The organism is Oceanobacillus sp. FSL W7-1281 (genome assembly GCF_037969835.1).
GTDB classification, from domain to species: Bacteria; Bacillota; Bacilli; order Bacillales; family Amphibacillaceae; genus Oceanobacillus; species Oceanobacillus oncorhynchi.
Genome location: NZ_CP150214.1, coordinates 304,272 through 322,500 on the forward strand (window position 1 = coordinate 304,272; position 18,229 = coordinate 322,500).

General features: G+C 40.5%; 15 protein-coding genes, 2 rRNA genes and 1 riboswitch (1 of these 18 running past the window's edge). Of the genes, 12 read left to right on the plus strand and 5 right to left on the minus strand.

The genetic code is table 11. The annotated features are described in order from the left end of the window. Positions 1–189 precede the first annotated feature (189 nt). The 4 genes from MKX55_RS01595 to MKX55_RS01610 all read right to left on the minus strand — a co-directional run bounded on the left by MKX55_RS01595 (position 190) and on the right by MKX55_RS01610 (position 4,534). The gene (locus tag MKX55_RS01595; protein WP_339235541.1) at positions 190–1,341 is read right to left on the minus strand and encodes an NADH-dependent flavin oxidoreductase; all 1,152 of its coding nucleotides are present in this window, start codon (positions 1,339–1,341) and stop codon (positions 190–192) included. A 543-nt stretch (positions 1,342–1,884) separates the two neighbouring features. Then, the gene (locus MKX55_RS01600; RefSeq protein WP_339235543.1) at positions 1,885–2,928 is read right to left on the minus strand and encodes a hypothetical protein; all 1,044 of its coding nucleotides are present in this window, start codon (positions 2,926–2,928) and stop codon (positions 1,885–1,887) included. Between the two features lie 54 nt (positions 2,929–2,982). Further along, positions 2,983–3,447, minus strand: a complete 465-nt coding sequence (locus tag MKX55_RS01605; protein WP_339235546.1) for a CBO0543 family protein — start codon at positions 3,445–3,447, stop codon at positions 2,983–2,985. After that, positions 3,368–4,534 carry a DUF2515 domain-containing protein gene (locus tag MKX55_RS01610; RefSeq protein WP_339235548.1) on the minus strand — a complete coding sequence of 389 codons (1,167 nt, stop codon included), beginning with the start codon at positions 4,532–4,534 and terminating at the stop codon, positions 3,368–3,370. Before MKX55_RS01610 ends, MKX55_RS01605 begins: the two co-directional genes overlap by 80 nt. Before the next feature lie 84 nt (positions 4,535–4,618). Here MKX55_RS01610 and shc point away from each other — a divergent pair, with 84 nt between their 5' ends. The 9 genes from shc to MKX55_RS01655 all read left to right on the plus strand — a co-directional run bounded on the left by shc (position 4,619) and on the right by MKX55_RS01655 (position 12,661). Further along, positions 4,619–6,496, plus strand: coding sequence for a squalene--hopene cyclase (gene shc, locus MKX55_RS01615; protein WP_339235551.1), 1,878 nt, complete (start codon positions 4,619–4,621; stop codon positions 6,494–6,496). Positions 6,497–6,858: 362 nt separating this feature from the next. Then, a complete protein-coding gene (locus tag MKX55_RS01620) occupies positions 6,859–7,896 on the plus strand; it encodes a DUF1835 domain-containing protein (RefSeq protein WP_339235554.1) in 1,038 nt (345 codons plus the stop codon). A 27-nt stretch (positions 7,897–7,923) separates the two neighbouring features. Continuing rightward, positions 7,924–8,646 carry a hypothetical protein gene (locus MKX55_RS01625; RefSeq protein WP_339235556.1) on the plus strand — a complete coding sequence of 241 codons (723 nt, stop codon included), beginning with the start codon at positions 7,924–7,926 and terminating at the stop codon, positions 8,644–8,646. Positions 8,647–9,374: 728 nt separating this feature from the next. Continuing rightward, entirely contained in the window at positions 9,375–9,830 is a 456-nt protein-coding gene (locus tag MKX55_RS01630; RefSeq protein WP_339235557.1) for a hypothetical protein, read from the plus strand. Positions 9,831–9,878: 48 nt separating this feature from the next. Continuing rightward, positions 9,879–10,355 (plus strand): hypothetical protein, encoded by a 477-nt coding sequence (locus tag MKX55_RS01635; RefSeq protein WP_339235561.1) that lies wholly within the window; start codon positions 9,879–9,881, stop codon positions 10,353–10,355. Positions 10,356–10,535: 180 nt separating this feature from the next. Then, complete coding sequence (locus tag MKX55_RS01640; protein WP_339235563.1) at positions 10,536–10,793, plus strand: hypothetical protein; 258 nt, start codon at positions 10,536–10,538, stop codon at positions 10,791–10,793. 71 nt (positions 10,794–10,864) lie between these two features. Next, a riboswitch (guanidine-I (ykkC/yxkD leader) is annotated at positions 10,865–10,964 on the plus strand. A gap of 74 nt (positions 10,965–11,038) precedes the next feature. Further along, positions 11,039–11,380, plus strand: a complete 342-nt coding sequence (locus MKX55_RS01645; RefSeq protein ID WP_042535888.1) for a multidrug efflux SMR transporter — start codon at positions 11,039–11,041, stop codon at positions 11,378–11,380. Then, complete coding sequence (locus tag MKX55_RS01650) at positions 11,380–11,694, plus strand: multidrug efflux SMR transporter (RefSeq protein ID WP_040979342.1); 315 nt, start codon at positions 11,380–11,382, stop codon at positions 11,692–11,694. Before MKX55_RS01645 ends, MKX55_RS01650 begins: the two co-directional genes overlap by 1 nt. A gap of 100 nt (positions 11,695–11,794) precedes the next feature. Continuing rightward, on the plus strand, positions 11,795–12,661 hold the full coding sequence (locus tag MKX55_RS01655; RefSeq protein ID WP_339181720.1) for a hypothetical protein: 867 nt from the start codon (positions 11,795–11,797) through the stop codon (positions 12,659–12,661). A gap of 149 nt (positions 12,662–12,810) precedes the next feature. Here MKX55_RS01655 and MKX55_RS01660 read toward each other — a convergent pair whose 3' ends face one another. Then, the gene (locus tag MKX55_RS01660; RefSeq protein WP_339181722.1) at positions 12,811–13,722 is read right to left on the minus strand and encodes a DMT family transporter; all 912 of its coding nucleotides are present in this window, start codon (positions 13,720–13,722) and stop codon (positions 12,811–12,813) included. A gap of 137 nt (positions 13,723–13,859) precedes the next feature. On the opposite strand from MKX55_RS01660, the gene MKX55_RS01665 reads away from it, so the two are divergent. From MKX55_RS01665 to MKX55_RS01675, 3 genes are all read left to right on the plus strand, one after another. Further along, on the plus strand, positions 13,860–15,275 hold the full coding sequence (locus tag MKX55_RS01665) for a PLP-dependent aminotransferase family protein (RefSeq protein ID WP_339235565.1): 1,416 nt from the start codon (positions 13,860–13,862) through the stop codon (positions 15,273–15,275). 673 nt (positions 15,276–15,948) lie between these two features. Further along, a 16S ribosomal RNA gene (locus tag MKX55_RS01670) occupies positions 15,949–17,510 on the plus strand. Between the two features lie 197 nt (positions 17,511–17,707). Further along, positions 17,708–18,229 (plus strand): 23S ribosomal RNA (locus MKX55_RS01675) (it continues 2,400 nt past the right edge of the window). Together the 16S and 23S rRNA genes form the textbook arrangement of a ribosomal RNA operon.

An 18,229-nucleotide genomic window follows, 5' to 3' on the forward strand; every position in this document is an offset into this window, starting at 1 on the left:
AAGCGAGCTTCAATTGTAGGACGCTTTTTCCTAATGAGAAACAGTACCAACAGCAGATAAGATGGAACGAAGTAAGATATCAAATATGGAATTTGCACCTCGAGTTATTCATGATAATAGAAATCGAGTAGAGGAAAAAGCTAAATAGCTTTTTCCTCTACTCAATTTTTTTTGATTCCATTGAAAGGCTTATTTGCTATCTGTTCTTGGGAGCGGATATAAACCTTTATTAATTTGTTCCCATAGCTTAGGCGGTAAATCATGTTTATCTTCTCTATCAGGGTTGAATTCGGACAGGATGTTGGCTGCTTTACCATTCTGTATTTTGTTAATGAAATGATGATCTAATAAAATCTCTCTTCCTAATGCAATTAGGTCAACATTTCCTGATTCGATAGCCTCTAATGCGTCTTCAGCAGTAAATATGGAACCAATACCAATTAATGGCATGCGGCCATCCACCCATTGGTGAAGTAATTTAATTCTTTCTTCGCCTTGATACTTCCCTTCACGGGTTTTAGAGTGTACGTTCATTAAGGAAACATGCAAGAAATCTAAAGGTTTTTCAATTAAATTTTTCACCAATTCTTCCGTGATTTCCATCGTTATACCTGGTGTTTCTGCTTCTTCTGGTGAAAATCTATAACCAACGATGAAATTCTCATCTGCATGAGCTTTCACCGTGTTGATAACCTCATCTACAACCTTCATTGGAAATTTTAATCTGTTTTCGCCCCACGCATCATCACGACGATTATAATATGGTGAAACAAATTGTTGGATGAGATAATGGTTTGCACCGTGTATTTCTACACCATTGAACCCTGCTTCAATCACTCTGCGTGTGGCCTCGCCAAATGCTTTAATGGTGTGTTCAATTTCTTCTTGCGTCATTTCTCTGGCATGATGCTCCTCTTTTTCATAGGAGGGACTGTGCGTCTCATCACCTTGTAAGGTGATAGGACTTGGAGCCACTACATCTCCATTCGGTGTTAAATACGGCATTGACTGTGCCCCGCCATGATGTATTTGTACAATCGCTCTTGCCCCATTTTGTTTCATCGCTTCAGCCAGCCGTTTTAAACCATCCAGGTTTGAATCATGTGCAACGGAAGGTTGACCAGGAAATGCCTTTCCTATATCGGCCACATTACTAGCTGCAGAAATAGCCAATCCGACATCTTTAGAACGTTTTTTGATATAATTTATTTCCGCATCAGAAATTGTTCCATCGTCGTTTGAAGACGCATGAGTGAGCGGGGCCAAGACAAACTTATTCCTTAACTCTATTTTGTTGGGTAACGTTACTTTTTCAAATAGTGGTTCAAACTTCTTATCCATTACGATAATACCTCCAATAAACTTTCATTTAAAAACAATTCTATTGTTTTTTTGGTTATTTCTTAAACTCTGATCCGGCAATTTTATAATTTGACACAAAAATATAAAAGCGGGTATCGATCTAAACTGAACTTATTTCTTACCTGAATAACTATATATCTATATATCTAGGATTACCGATATATAAACTAAAAAGAAAAGAGAATCTATTTCAATCTCTGTTCTAAAATATTCAGCAAACGGATTTCGGCAAATGAGCTTCTTGTTCTTTTAACAACTGTAAGATGTGAAGCCGAATTCGTTAGATAATGCTTTAAATACATCAATAGGTTCCGTACGCCCCATTGTATCTATTTTTCCAGATATGTCAAATTATAAATTCAGTCGATTCTTGGTAAATATAAATAGAATAAGCATGGAGGCTCGCTCGTAAAGAAATGAAGATTATTTCTGCATGAATAAAAGCGAACAGAACCAAACAACAGAGAGTATCGCTGCTTTTGTTATTTAGTCCCCAATCAAAAACATCTCTTTTATCCCCACCTATTTCCCAGGCATTCTTTTAATCAATAACCACAACAGAAAGAACAACCCCAGATAACCAAACAGCGGATACAAGACCGACAGTAATTTCCCATATCCCACCTGACTGATTAAAAAGACAACAAACAGGATTATCAGGACAGCATGCTGATAACGAAGACGAAATGCCGACTGCAGCTGACGTGTGATTCCAAATACATTCCCGACCACTGTATTGAAAATCTCGCCGTAAATAACGACTAAAAACAGGATGTGAATAAGGGCTCCGAAATGTTGGACAATCTCGGCCATTGGTATTTCATAAGGAAATGTTTCCGGAAATACGGACAATGAAAAATGAATCCATAACAGGATGAAAAATAAAGCCAGTCCACCCAAAAATCCGCCCCAACGTAAGACATGCTCATCCTGAATTTCCTTTCCCAATGGTACAAGAACAACCTGTGCTGTCATCAGGTTAAATGCTGCATAGGCAAAAGGGGATCCTGCCCAAGAAAGGTTGTCCGCTAACTGAACAGGGAGGAGTTTTTCTGCCAGCAGATGCGGATACTCACCCGCGATAGAGCCTGCTACAAACAGGACGAAAAGAAGCATTAATGGCACAATGTAGGAGTTGATGGCAAATAATCCGTTTAGCCCTTTCATGACAACGATATAAGAGAGAATGAGTGTCAGGATCACTCCCAATTGAAATGGAAGACCGAGCTGTTCATGAAATACAGCGCCAGCCCCGGAGAGCATGACGGAAGTAACGCCGATAACGACGAAAAAGATAAAAAGATTAATCACTTTGGCAATCTTTCTTCCGAAGAGGTATTCATTTAAATCCTGATAAGAATAGGCCCCAATTCGGGCTGATATAATCATTATTTTGGTTCCAACCAGAATAAACAAAATTCCGCTGATTGCAATGCCGATGGTCCCTAAAGCTCCATAGACACTAAAAAACGTAACAATTTCTTTCCCTGAAGAAAAACCTGCCCCAATAACCGTTCCAACATATGTAGCTGCTAACAGCAATATAGAAATTTTTCGATTTCGCATCACGCCACCTCCTCCTCATTTTTATGATAAGGAGGATGAGTAAATACCAGCTTTTCAAATTTTCCCCTGAAAATACCGAAAAATCCTCCAAACTATAATAAAGAACAGCATATACCCGACAAAAGAATAGGCATGATTCCAATCTGGATGAGGCATAAACCACCCCAGCTGTTCAGCGGTTTTTTCGATAAAAATGACCGCTGTACTAATCGTAAGGATCATTATGCACCGCGGAAGAATCCTCATCCGATTGGCCAGATACAAAAATAAAATGACGGAAACAGGAAGAATCAGCAGTGTAAAGGCAATATTGACTGTAAATATTTCTGGAAAAAGCCGCACAGGAAAGTGATACATGCCGATGCCGACAAAAAATAAATCTAAGTAGGTCCCCACGATGGAAGAAAAGAGAGCTGCGATGACATACGCCTGCTGTTCTTTATTCCTGTCTGAGGAAAATCGCCTTTTTTGCAATGATGATAAGCTCGATTTTTTCCATTGCTTTGCAGTATTTTTCATGAATTTCCCCACCTGTATTTTTTTCTTCTTCTACGAAATAATCAATCACACTTACATCGTCAAACCAGTCTCCTTTTTCAGCCGGAGAGTGGTTAACGTTTTTCCAAGCATATTTCAATGGAGGGCTATAGATTCGGAGAGCTCCTTTTCTGCGTTCACAATGCCTTGTTCTTCGCCGATAGACCGTACCCGGTGCAGATTCATTCACAGAATGAAACAAATCCTTCCAATAATCGGCTCGGGAGCCTGTATGCGGATGCTTCTCTGCCCATAACAGAACATCTTTTAAGACAGATTTCTGTTGAAAAAGGATGGCATATAAACGTTTCCCCAGCATAATCCGCTCATGGAGAGAGCCGAAATGGTGCAGGGTATCACCGATTAATGCGGGCTTCTTTTCTATTTTTCCAAGTTGATAATGCGGGAAAATAACATGATTGAAGCGTAAAAAATCATACAGCTTAAAACCCAATGTATCTAATACCGTTTCTTTAAAATGAGGATGATGTACCACTCTTTTTTCTAAATAGCTTTGTTCATTAATAATGGTTGCGATGGCTAATAGATAACGGTCACCATGCTTCCAAAAATGATTCCATACCACTTCCATAAATCTAGAGACATTCAAGAAAGGAAGAAGGTGAAAAAGATTTTGATGCATTCTTACACTTTGCTGATACAGCAATAATTGCGGATAAACATCCTGAAATATTAACCAATTGCCCCGTTCTAAAAATAAATAGAAGTTTTTTTGTTCTTTTTCAGATAACAAACGCGATAGGAGGTCACCTTTCAAATCGGTCATGCTCCAGCCGCCGTTGCGTGATACCATATGTCCTAATAAAGCCCAATGAATTTCTGGATGCTGCAAATAAAAATCGAAGTAGGCTTGTGTCCGGGTGACATTATTTTTATTCCATTTAGTTGTCATTTGATGAATGCGTTGAATGAATACCTGCTCTCGTTTAGGAAGCATGGATACGGATAGGCCGTTTGCTTTTTGATGTCTTTTATTCTTTAGTTCTTTTTTTATTTCAAGAGCAGACTTATCATACACTTTCCTTTTTTTGAAACAGCCAATTGTCATCCAGTCTCCTCCTTCTCTAAGGAATATGCTTACACGGTGTGTCATATGTATAGGAAAAATGGTTCTTATAAGAGAGGTTTTCTAATGAAGGAAAAGGTAGATGTAGAGATAAATCGTCTGGTTGACAGGCTTACAAAAGAACAAAAGCATGATGGTTCCTGGGCGTATCCCTTTGAAACGGGGATTTCCACAGATTGTTATATGATTATTCTCTTACGTACATTGGAAATGGATGATGAGAATCTTATCGATGCGCTGGTAAGCAGAATCCTTCGTAAACAAGGGAAGAATGGTGCCTGGAAAATATTCCACGATGAAGAGGAAGGGAACCTCACGGCAACGGTGGAGGCTTGTTATGCGCTCCTTTACTCCGGTCACCGAAAAAAGGAGGACCGGGAGATTCGTCTGGCAACAAGGTTTATCCAGCGGCATGGCGGCTTAAAAGAAATCAATATGTTTGCAAAGGTTATGTTAGCTCTGACAGGGCAGTACAAGTGGCCGCGCTATCTTCCTGTTCCGGTTAAATTCATTCTTTTTCCGGTTTCTTTTCCACTTAATCTATTTGACTTATCATTATATGCACGGTCCAATTTGGTTCCTATATTAATTACTGCAGATTATAAATTCAGCCGGAAGACAAAGCGTTCGCCTGATTTGTCCGATCTATTTTTACAACGGGGAGATGACGGCGATTGGGAAGCGGAGTTAAACGATTGGCGCTCCTTTCAAACCCCTTTTCAACGAGGAATTAGCAGCCTGATAGGGAACCCGGAACAGCTCCATGAATTAGCCTTGCAGCGTGCGGAGGAGTATATGCTGAATCGAAGGGAATCAGACGGGACATTTTACAGCTATTTCAGTGCAACGTTTTTGATGATATTTGCTCTGATGGCCAGAGGCTATTCGAAAAAGGATCCGATTATTATCAAGGCAGTAGAGGGACTAAAAGCTTTTCAAACCAGTATTGGAAAACAAACGCACATGCAGTATACGACGGCAAACGTCTGGAATACGGCTTTGATCAGCCATGCTTTGCAAAAGGCTGGTGTACCCTCCTCTGCCACGGTAATTAAGAAGGCAAATCAGTATTTACTTGGGAGACAACAGATGAAGTACGGCGATTGGAGCATCCATAACCAAGATGTGACACCGGGCGGATGGGGGTTCTCTCATATCAATACGTTCAATCCTGATCTGGACGATACAACAGCTGCGTTGAGGTCTATTCGTTCCTTTGCCCGTAACACCCCCGTCTATCGACAAGCCTGGGACCGCGGAATTCAGTGGGCAGTCTCCATGCAGAATGATGATGGCGGCTGGCCGGCCTTTGAGAAGAATGTAGATAATACATTGCTTTCCTGGCTGCCGATTGAAGGGGGAGGATCGATGTTGCTGGATCCATCAACGGCTGATTTAACTGGGAGGACATTGGAATTCTTCGGAAATGACACGCATACAGATACGTATCAGCCCTTTATAAAACGTGGCGTAAAGTGGCTTCTGCAAAATCAGGAAAAGGATGGATCCTGGTATGGCAGATGGGGGATTTGTTATATCTACGGAACCTGGTCAGCGATTACAGGGTTAGCAGCGGTTAAAACACGCAGCAACCATCCGCAGGTTCAAAAAGCGATCCAATGGTTATACGCCATTCAAAATCAGGACGGCGGCTGGGGAGAGTCGTGCAAAAGCGATATAGAGAAAAAATATGTCCCGCTCAAGGAAAGCACTCGTACACATACCGCCTGGGCATTAGATGCGCTGATTGCTGCAGAAGGAAAAGCAACACCAGAAATCAAGCGGGGTATTGCGTATTTGCTGGATGCGTCGGTGAAAGCGGATTGGACAACAGCCTATCCGAAGGGGCAGGGGCTTCCTGGAGGATTTTATATTCACTACCATAGCTATGAATATTTGTTTCCGTTGCTTGCTCTGGCGAATTATCGGGAGAAGTTTTATTGAAAAGAGATGAGTAATAACCGTTGGCTGCTTTTTGAACATATAGTAGAAAATTACCCGGTATGCTCGGATAAAGCATGCCGGGTAATTTTTGCTGGTTCAAAAAAGACAAGCAAAATAGGCACTGATATTGATAGAAACAGATCCGTTATATAAAGATTTTTTATTAGTTAGAAAAGGGAGTATGAGGTTATCTCTTAATAAGTATTTACATCAATAAGTAATTTCGTGTAACGTGAATTTATGGAGATAGTTGAAATAAATGATGGAGGATTATAAAAAAATTCTTATGTGATCGAGCAGTTTCGTTTAATTAAGAGCTAATAGGCGCTATCGTAATAAAACCTATAAAGGGGGACGGGACAATGATGGATGAATTAAAAAGAACCCTTAATCATGCTGCGGAAGAGGAAGTGAGGTCCCTTTTATTTCAAAACTTTTTTCGAATCCATATGCTTGAAGAATCAGACCAATATACGGAGGAGCAGTTTGTAGCAGACTTGAAGAAAACATACCATGATTTTTTGAATGTCAAAAGAGATCAAACAAATATAAAAAATAGTACCAATGATAAAGTTGTTCATATTCTCTTTGATGATTCCGCGGCTGGAAGCTTGAAATGGGCATTAAAAGAAATGGGATTACAAGATGAAGAAATGGTTATCTCCTTTTCAGATGCCTTTTCAATCGGCCCGATTTGGCAATTGCATGATCAAGCGGGACTTGACTACAGGGAGGAATGGCTAAAAAATCATCTTATTCTGGATGATGATTGTCTAGATGAATACCGACATCATTTCAATCGTACACTCTCCATGATAAGTGCTATCCCTAAAACGGCGTCTATTATCATTTGGACTGGGGAAAACGCTCATGAACAGACTGCTTTAAGCTATGTTCTGTATTTATTGAGAGATAAAAGGAATGATATAACCGCTATAAACACAACGAAACAGTATAAAAAACAATTCAATATTCCAGAAAGGGATAATTATCCGTTGCACACCGGGGAAATCATGTCTGAAAAGCTGCAGTTGATTTATGAAAATAGCAGGACACCTGCTTTAAGCAAAGAGCAGCGGGAAAAATTCGAGCAGAAATGGCAAGCATTAGCTGATACACAAGAAGCTCTGAGGATATGGGAAAATAGAGATATAAAAAGTGTAGATGAAAGCTATTATGACGACTTGATAATCAACAAAGCAAAAATGCTGCATCAGAAGCAAGAGAATACGGAATTCATCCTATCAGCACGTCTTATTGGCGAGGTTATTGGCTGCTTAGACCAATATATTAATGATGTGTATGTGGAGTACAGAGTAAAACATTTAATTTTGAAGGGTGTTTTTGAAATAAAAGGTGTTCCTAAAGCAATGCGGTTTTACAGTGTGAAACTCAAATGAATTACGAAGCGTCAGGAGTAAATACATATGGAAAATAATTCAGAAAGCCTCTTTTTAAGAAAGCTAAGCGCAACCTTTGTGACCACCATCTTTCTATCAACATGGTTTGTTGTTATCCATTTTATGAATGGATTTGACTCTGCATACCATCGCGGAAATCAATTCATGGGCTGGTTTACCGTTTATGCCCTGTATATTGGGATGATTATCCTGATTTATGGAAACCTGGTAGCGGTAGCAGTAGCATATTTGCAAAGGAAATGGTTTCGTCAACATGACTGGCTGTATGTGTTGATTCTCGGCTTTTTCGGGCTGGCTAACGGCATCATCTTTCAAGATGGAATGGCTGCCTTATACGGAATGCCAGCCGCCATCATCTATGGGATGTTTGATAAGTGGTTAGAAAGAAGAAAGAGGAAGAAAAAGAGCGTTAAACCGTTCTGGATTATCCCAATCGCTTGCCTTGGAATAAGCTGGGGCTATTTAGAAGTAACCTCTCCGCCTATGCCCCCATTTACCAAAGAAGATGCGGTTGATTTTGCAACTTCTGGTGAAGGAACGTTAACAGATGATTTCCCCGACAATATTGGACAATGGAAAGGCACAGTGGAAGGTTATCATATTACAAAAGAAACGGATGCAGAAGAAATTGGGATGAAACGTATATTGTCACCTTTACAGAACACTGGAAAAAGGGGAGTGAATCAGGTACTTGGACAGCTTCTTATGAAGTTGACAGGCAAAGCATGACTACAGTTAACATAGAGGGAAAGAGGCCGTCATAGGATGGGATGCATTAATAGGATTTTAGGAGAACGTGATGACAATAATAAAGTGTGGTGTGTTGTTGGCAGCTGATGTGCTGATTATTTTAGAGGGGAGGATCAATGATGGATAACCAATATTTTGTAGGATGGGGCACACTGGCATTGATAAATGCCGGACTTGCACAGGGAAAGAATCGGACAGGGTTAAATTGATTCTTGCTTTCCCTTGTATTAGGCCCGATAGCAACATTAATTTTGTTATTTGTTGAGAAGCGAATGCAATGAATACGATAATACGCAGGAAGACTTCTAAGCAAGACACCAATAGAAGCACCTTGGAGTTTCTAAAGGATGAAAATAAATGCGGATCATTTTTCTTAACCAAAGGACGCCATAGAGAGGAGCGGCTTCATTATGTATAATAATAAAGATAAAAAATTCCATTGTGATCATTGCGATAAAATCATAGAAACAGGTGAAAAGTGCTGGATAAAGTGAAATTTCCCTCCCAGCCATTTGAAGACGCAAACAATGCCTAGAAAAAGTTTTGAGTGGGAGAACGTTCCTGTGATTTGCAGTGAATGTTCGAATAAGGATATTAAAATGTCAGATTATTAATCTATATCTTTGATAGGCTATTATTAATTAAATGACTTTACTTCAATGAGCCAAGATTATTTAATAAGGCTTTATCAGAGGAGGGAAATGCTGATGACCCAGTATATATATATTGCTTCCCCGATGAAATTACCTAAAGGTTCCTTTGGTTCCAATCCTGTTTCGCCAAAACAACCGAATATCTTTAGAACGGAATTAGATTATACACATTTATTCTTTGAAAATAATTATGATAGCACAATTAAACGCAGGTTTTCGTATAGTTCTCATTTTTCATACAAGCATCAAGCAGCCGCATATGCTAATCAAATTCCTTTGAACAATCAAATTAAAGGAACTGCAGAAGAAGAGAAATGTTTAACTATACTATACAATTATATGGACGAAGCAATTCAAAATAGTCAAGTTGTTGAGTATTTTACATCTTGGAATGGCGAAGAAGATTTAGCTCTTTTTAAAAAGAGGAGTATTCATTGGCTGGACATAAAAAATCCGTATGACTTAGTCATAGAAGATCGGGAGCTTTGGGAAATATTGCTTTGGAACTGAAATAAGTGAGCATACTATACTATTCTTTAGTAAAGGCGGGTATATCTAATGAAAAAGTTATTCCTTTTTATGCTGCTTATGCTTTCACTATATGCGTGCAGTCAACCGGAAACGAATGAACCCGAACCTGAAACGGCTTCCGTTGATTCGGTTGCCAATATGCCGGAAAGTATGCCGGATGACTTTGATTTTTCCATACAGTTTGGCGTGGGCAAAAATAATGAAATTAACACTTTCGAAGGCACAGTGACGAAGGATTTAATAGAAAATGGTACAGCAACTGCAGAAATCAGCTTAACAGAGGAAGAAATGAACCAAATTTATGAAAAAATGAAAGAAATCAATATAAAAGAACCAAAAGAGTTTACTCCAGAACCCGTCGACGGAACGATTTGCAGTGTGGAACCACATGAAGAGGATGCGTGGGAAATTAGCGTCAACGGAGAAACAATAACACATTCTGTTTCTGGAGCTTACTGTGACCCGACCGAAGATACAAAGGAATTTATCGAATTACGTGAGTAGGCATTTAGCATCGTTAGAGAAAAGGATGCGTATAAAGCGCTGCCTGGGGCCAAGGGCGGTTATGAATAAAAGATTATCAATGCTTTCTACATGAAGTAATAAAATGGCGAGTGGACTTATTCCATCTATCAAGACGAAAGTACCCGGCTTCCATTTAAAAAATAAAAAGAGGAATCAGCTATGATTGGTTTACTTAATATAGGCAGTCTTCTGCTTGGACTTGTTGCGTGGATACTTCCCGTTATTAATCTCACAAGATATGATAAAAATAATCCAAAGAATTGGGCTGTGCTTTCCCTTTTGAGCATGAGTGCTTGTGCTATTTCGTTATGTTTTCAGTTAGCCTATAACTATCATTTAGTAAAAGAGGGATGCTACGCTTTGTTGATGGGGAGAGTTGACGTATGTAAAAATGTTGCATCAATTTCTTCTTTTTGATATGGTTTTTTAGATGAAAGCTTTTATGGCAGAAAAGAAAAAACGTCTATTATGATAAGAAATTACGTTGAAAAAATGTTTTCTAGGGTTCCGCACATCGAATGCTGGTCTGGTCCGAGAGAAAACACACAGTGAATTACTGTGTCACGGAGGGATAAAAGCCCGGGAGAAGCTGTATGTACAGTTGCCTCTCAGGGCTTTTTTTAATTCGTTTTTTGGAAATAATAAAAGTGGAGGTGTTTGCAGTGAATCGAAATTGGATGAAAGTATTCGTTGCAGCTTTTTTGGAAATTTTTTGGGTGATTGGTTTAACGCATGCATATGATTTTTGGACATGGACTGGCACAGTTATATGTATTATTGTTAGTAATTATTTAATGATTACAGCGGCACAAGTACTGCCGGCAGGAACGGTTTATGCTATTTTTGTAGGGTTAGGGACAGCAGGTACTGTTATTGCAGGATTTCTTTTCTTTGGAGAAGCGTTTAAATGGGAAAAAGTAATTCTTATAGCAACATTATTAGCTGGAGTGATGGGTTTGAAATTGGTCACACCAGATAAGGCAGAGAAAGGAGCTGAATCCTGATGGCTTGGTTTACTTTAATTATCGCAGGCTTACTGGAGACATTTGGTGTTGCCATGATTAATCAGCTCTCTGTAAAACGGAATTGGCAAACAGTCATTCTACTTATTTTAGGGTTTGGTTCAAGTCTTGCTTTACTGAGTTATTCCTTACAATTCATTCCTATGGGAACAGGCTACGCCATTTGGACAGGGATTGGTGTTGTCGGCGGCGCACTTATCGGTATGATATTTTATGGAGAATCAAAAGACTGGAAGCGTATGGTTTTTATCGCCATGGTTTTATGCTCTGTAATCGGGCTTAAATTAATCACGTAATAAGCGAAATGGGTATTGGTTTCAGTAGAATCTTTTGATAAAGGCGAATGGGTTAAAAAAGAAACCATTTCACAAGAAATGAATAAGAACGGGGAATTTTATGACAAAAACTAAATGGGCGCTCCTTGTTTTAGGAATCATGGATTTGGTTCTTATCATGATGCATGGCACCGATTATTATTTTCTTTTTTTAAAACCAACCGGATATGTTATCCCAATGGTTATAAACCTGGTAGTTCTTACTGTGATCGGTTTTCGCGCAAAGCTCCCTATTCGTTCAAGCCTTCCTAAAGTATGGACAATTGCCGGGCTTATTCTTTTTATACCAATCATATTGTTTCATGGCTTCATGGTTTTGTTGATGGAATATAGTTACACAAAAATCGATTCACCATACGATCAGCAGTCGCTGGTAATCGAGCATCGCAGCTTTACCCTTGGGGAGACAACCTATTCTTATAATTTTTACAAGACGAAATTTGGCTTTATCGGCAAACAACTGGATGACCAATCCATTAGCATAGTTGCTCGACGCAGGGACTATCCGTCTGAAAGCTTCAATGCTGAAAATGCTTTGGGGTTAGGAAATGAAGAATGGTTAACAGCAAATGCTATTCGTTTCCATACTTGGAAAGGGACGGAGGATGTTTATTTAGATTCTACACAACCTTCATCTGAAACAGACGAGACGGCAAACCTGGAGGAAGCGATAGAGCAGTTTATGGATAATGCTGAAAAGAAAGAGGACGGACAAACCATCACCGTGAATGGAAATACATTAACAGTACGGTATGATGCGGCTGCAAATCAAGAGTGGATTGACATAGCCAATGAGAATGAGGCTGGAGCCATTCCGACACAGCAATGCTCGCGTATTGTGCCAAACAAGGAACGCGGATATTATATGCTGGAAGAATGTACGCACCAATGGGAATATCCTTTATATCCTATGTCTGAAAAAAGATAATTCCGTCTAATCGATAAGGCGCTATTCCTCCATTGATTTTATCGCTATATCATTGTCTGAGTTTACAAGAGGGATGGCTGTAAATAAATAGAGAGAATCGGAGCTAAACTTGTTTACTTGAGTTTAGCTCCGGTTCTCTCTTTGTGCTTTTATAAATTTTTTAACGATGTCTGGCTAACCTGTAACTCATCCTCTCTCTTTATATTTGACATAAACACCCCTAATAAAGTAATCATGCCTCCCGCGATTGCAAGGAAATGAGGAATCTCATTCAACCAAACCCATGCAATAAGGAAAGCAAACACTGGTGTTAAATAAAGCGAACTCGTTGCCTCGGAAGCCCCGGTTTTGGACGTAACGTAGGCCAAAGTGAAGTAGGGAATAACCGTTGGAAAAATTCCCAGATAAACCACTGCCAGTGTTGCGTCCATTGGCGCGTTCATGATTGCCTCTCCAAGTCCAGGCATAAAAATCAACATGAAAAGCGTGCCTGCCCAAATCGTATATATCGTGAATGCGAAAAAACCATATTTTTTTAAGTAAGCATTTTGAAAAACAAAGTAAATACTTTCTGAAAGGGATGCGATTAAAATAAGGATAATGCCAGCGTTAAATGAAAAGCTGCCGGCGGAGTCACCGAAAGCAATAAAAGCTACCCCGCAAAAACTGATAAAGGAGCCTATCCATCCCCACAGGCCAAATCTTTCACGGAAAAATAATAAAGCCAAGAAAGCAGCGAATATAGGTGTTGTAGAGACCAATAAACTTGCAATCCCTGCACTAACCGTTTGTTCCCCATAATTTAGTGCTGTTTGATAGACGGAGAACCCCAGAAAACCTAATAATAAAATAATGGGTATATCTTTGATTTCCGGCAAACGAATTCTTTTGATAAATGCTGCAAGGATTAGTGTCAATGATCCAACTAATAATCGTAAAAGGGATATATGCTCTGGGGAGTAAGCAGTCAGAGCAGCTCGGATTCCGGGAAATGCAGATGCCCATAAAATAATGGTTACCAAATGAGCAAAAGCGATTTTTACATGGAAAGATTTTATCATAAGTACACCTCATTTATTTTAAGTACAACCAGTTTCGAACGTTGTTTCCTATAGTAATATGAGTGTGTTAGAATGTCTGCAACAGCTTAAATAGAAAAAATCCAACCAGTTTAAATAGGATTGGAAAAGGAGTACTTATGAAAAAGCCCAAATATCAAATCATTATTGATTTTATAAAAGAGAAAATTTCAAAAGGAGAGTGGGCTATTGGAAGCCGAATACCGAGCCAGCGTCATTTGGCAAGAATGTTTGGAGTCAATCGAAGTACGGTGATCATAGCGTTAGAGGAATTAATGGCAGATGGATTAATAGAAGGAAGAGCAGGAAAAGGGACTGTTGTTACCAATAACACATGGACATTGATGGGAGATCATCTTTCAATAAACTGGAATGGAAATGTTACGCAGGGTATCCATAAAGCTAGTGTATCTACAGTACAAGAAATTAATGAAGCGGAATCAGATAATCGTTTCATTCAATTAAGTAAAGGGGAATTATCACCAGCATTATTCCCTTTAGAAGAAATGCAGGATATCATCCAAAAAGTTTCGAAACAATTGGATCCGTTCGGGTATGAAGAGCCAAAAGGGAATATAAAGCTTCGAGAGGCTATTAGTAATTATCTGAAAGAAAGAGGTATCGATGTGTCACCGTCATCCATTTTAGTGGTTTCTGGAGCGCTTCAAGCCCTCTATCTTATCTCCATTGGCCTTTTAAAGAATAAATCAACGGTATTCTTGGAAGAACCTTCTTACCTCTATTCGTTATCTGTTTTTCAGTCAGCCGGTATGGACCTGGAGGGATTGCCGATGGATAATAAGGGCGTTAAGGTTGATTCTATTTACCAAACCAAGGAAACGGGCAGAAACATTTTATATACCATACCTTCTTTTCATAACCCAACAGGTATCTTAATGGAGGACAGAAGAAGAGAAGAATTAATGGAATACTGCATTAGAGAACAGATTCCTGTTATTGAAGATGATGTGTATCGTGATTTATGGATTGACAACGCACCTCCAGAACCATTAAAAGCCAAAGATCGTCATGGCAATGTTTTATATATTGGAAGTTTATCAAAAACATTAAGTCCTGGATTACGCATTGGCTGGCTGGTCGGCCCAGAGCCTGTTATTGACCGGTTAGCAGACTTGAAAATGCAGTTAGATTATGGGTCAAGTACATTATCTCAGCTTGTAGCAGAGAAATGGTTATCCAGCAGTTTGTATGAACGTCATATCGAAAATGTCCGGAAACAACTGAGGATTCGCCGGCAAAGAGCTTTAGAGACATTAGAAAAATATTTAGGTTCTGTCGCCACTTGGGATGCTCCAAAAGGAAGCTTCTTTATATGGGTGAAAATAAATCCTGCTTTTAAAGTGAAAAAGTTATTTGGAAAAGCATTATCCAAAGGGATTCTCATCAATCCAGGAAGTATTTATAAGGAAAAAGCAGGGCAATTTGTACGACTGTCCTATGGATTTGCTTCGCTGGATGAAATTGAAAAGGGAATATTTCAATTGAGTGAAATAATTAAAAATAATAAGGAATGAGATATTGCAAAACGGCCAGCCCCTTCAATATAATTGAAAGGCCAGTTTTTTTATGACTGTGCGTCGAATAAAACGGTTCGGGAGTTCATTATCCCATCCTCAAAGAAGCTGATTGTATTAGCCTCTAAAAAGCCGTTGAAAATGTGCATGATTCTTATACTCGTTATTACAAAAAGCAGAATCGGGCACCTACTTTTAAATCAAAGAAGAGCTCGAATAGAATTGGAGAAAGAAAGTTTCGTTCGAAATTGTTTTTGACTAACTATTATTTATCTAACGTTTTAAATATAAGTTACTACCACTGAAAGACTGGCGTATCAGCATTTTGTTGCGTTATATGCTATTTGATAGAATTACTGATTCATAGTATTAAGTTATTTTATTTAATTTAATTTGGATATATTTTAAAATAATCGTTGACTTTCTATTTTCAGCATGGTAAATTTAATCTCGTTGCTAATTCGAGCGATCGTTCAGCTAACATGAATTTAAAAAGTTGTTGACATCGAATTGCAGATGTGATAAATTAATAAAGTCGCCAATTTGAAACAGCGACAAACAAATTGCTCTTTGAAAACTGAACAAAACAACCAGTACGAAAGAAGAAAAACACCTCGTTTTTCTTAAAAAATAAGTCAGAAGTTGACTTCTGAAAGCTAAAGTTTCAAACACTTTTATGGAGAGTTTGATCTTGGCTCAGGACGAACGCTGGCGGCGTGCCTAATACATGCAAGTCGAGCGCGGGAAGCGAACGGAACTCTTCGGAGGGAAGTTCGTGGAACGAGCGGCGGACGGGTGAGTAACACGTAGGCAACCTGCCTGTAAGACTGGGATAACTCGCGGAAACGCGAGCTAATACCGGATAACACTTTCTATCACCTGATGGAAAGTTGAAAGGCGGCTTTTGCTGTCACTTACAGATGGGCCTGCGGCGCATTAGCTAGTTGGTGAGGTAACGGCTCACCAAGGCGACGATGCGTAGCCGACCTGAGAGGGTGATCGGCCACACTGGGACTGAGACACGGCCCAGACTCCTACGGGAGGCAGCAGTAGGGAATCTTCCGCAATGGACGAAAGTCTGACGGAGCAACGCCGCGTGAGTGATGAAGGTTTTCGGATCGTAAAACTCTGTTGTCAGGGAAGAACAAGTATGATAGTAACTGATCGTACCTTGACGGTACCTGACCAGAAAGCCACGGCTAACTACGTGCCAGCAGCCGCGGTAATACGTAGGTGGCAAGCGTTGTCCGGAATTATTGGGCGTAAAGCGCTCGCAGGCGGTTCTTTAAGTCTGATGTGAAATCTTGCGGCTCAACCGCAAACGTGCATTGGAAACTGGAGGACTTGAGTGCAGAAGAGGAGAGTGGAATTCCACGTGTAGCGGTGAAATGCGTAGAGATGTGGAGGAACACCAGTGGCGAAGGCGACTCTCTGGTCTGTAACTGACGCTGAGGAGCGAAAGCGTGGGGAGCGAACAGGATTAGATACCCTGGTAGTCCACGCCGTAAACGATGAGTGCTAGGTGTTAGGGGGTTTCCGCCCCTTAGTGCTGAAGTTAACGCATTAAGCACTCCGCCTGGGGAGTACGGCCGCAAGGCTGAAACTCAAAAGAATTGACGGGGACCCGCACAAGCGGTGGAGCATGTGGTTTAATTCGAAGCAACGCGAAGAACCTTACCAGGTCTTGACATCCTTTGACCACTCTAGAGATAGAGTTTTCCCTTCGGGGACAAAGTGACAGGTGGTGCATGGTTGTCGTCAGCTCGTGTCGTGAGATGTTGGGTTAAGTCCCGCAACGAGCGCAACCCTTAATCTTAGTTGCCAGCATTCAGTTGGGCACTCTAAGGTGACTGCCGGTGACAAACCGGAGGAAGGTGGGGATGACGTCAAATCATCATGCCCCTTATGACCTGGGCTACACACGTGCTACAATGGACGGAACAAAGGGAAGCGAACCCGCGAGGTCCAGCAAATCCCATAAAACCGTTCTCAGTTCGGATTGCAGGCTGCAACTCGCCTGCATGAAGCCGGAATCGCTAGTAATCGCGGATCAGCATGCCGCGGTGAATACGTTCCCGGGTCTTGTACACACCGCCCGTCACACCACGAGAGTTCGTAACACCCGAAGTCGGTGAGGTAACCTTTTGGAGCCAGCCGCCGAAGGTGGGACGAATGATTGGGGTGAAGTCGTAACAAGGTAGCCGTATCGGAAGGTGCGGCTGGATCACCTCCTTTCTAAGGATATATAACGGAATTCGTACGTGGTTGTTTGGTTCAGTTTTGAGAGAGCAATTCTCTCAAAGGAAGCTTGTACCTTGAAAACTAAATAAGAGTAACAACGACATCAAACTTTAAAAATAAGGCAAAAAAGCTATTGATATAGCGACACAACTGATTACATTCTGTAATCAGCCATCTTATTCAAAAACTTTAGTTAAGTGAATAAGGGCGCACGGTGGATGCCTTGGCACTAGGAGCCGATGAAGGACGGGACTAACACCGATATGCCTCGGGGAGTTGTAAGTAAACGTTATATCCGAGGATTTCCGAATGGGGGAACCCACTGTTCGTAATGGAACAGTACATCTATCTGAATACATAGGATAGGTGAGGCAGACCCGGGGAACTGAAACATCTCAGTACCTGGAGGAAGAGAAAGAAACATCGATTTCCTGAGTAGCGGCGAGCGAAACGGAAAGAGCCCAAACCAAGAAGCTTGCTTCTTGGGGTTGTAGGACATTCCATTGGAGTGACAAAGAAATTCTTTAGATGAATCGACCTGGAAAGGTCAGCCAAAGAGGGTAACAGCCCTGTAATCGAAAAAGAATTTCCTCCGGAGTGTATCCTGAGTACGGCGGAACACGTGGAATTCCGTCGGAATCCGGGAGGACCATCTCCCAAGGCTAAATACTCCCTAGTGACCGATAGTGAACCAGTACCGTGAGGGAAAGGTG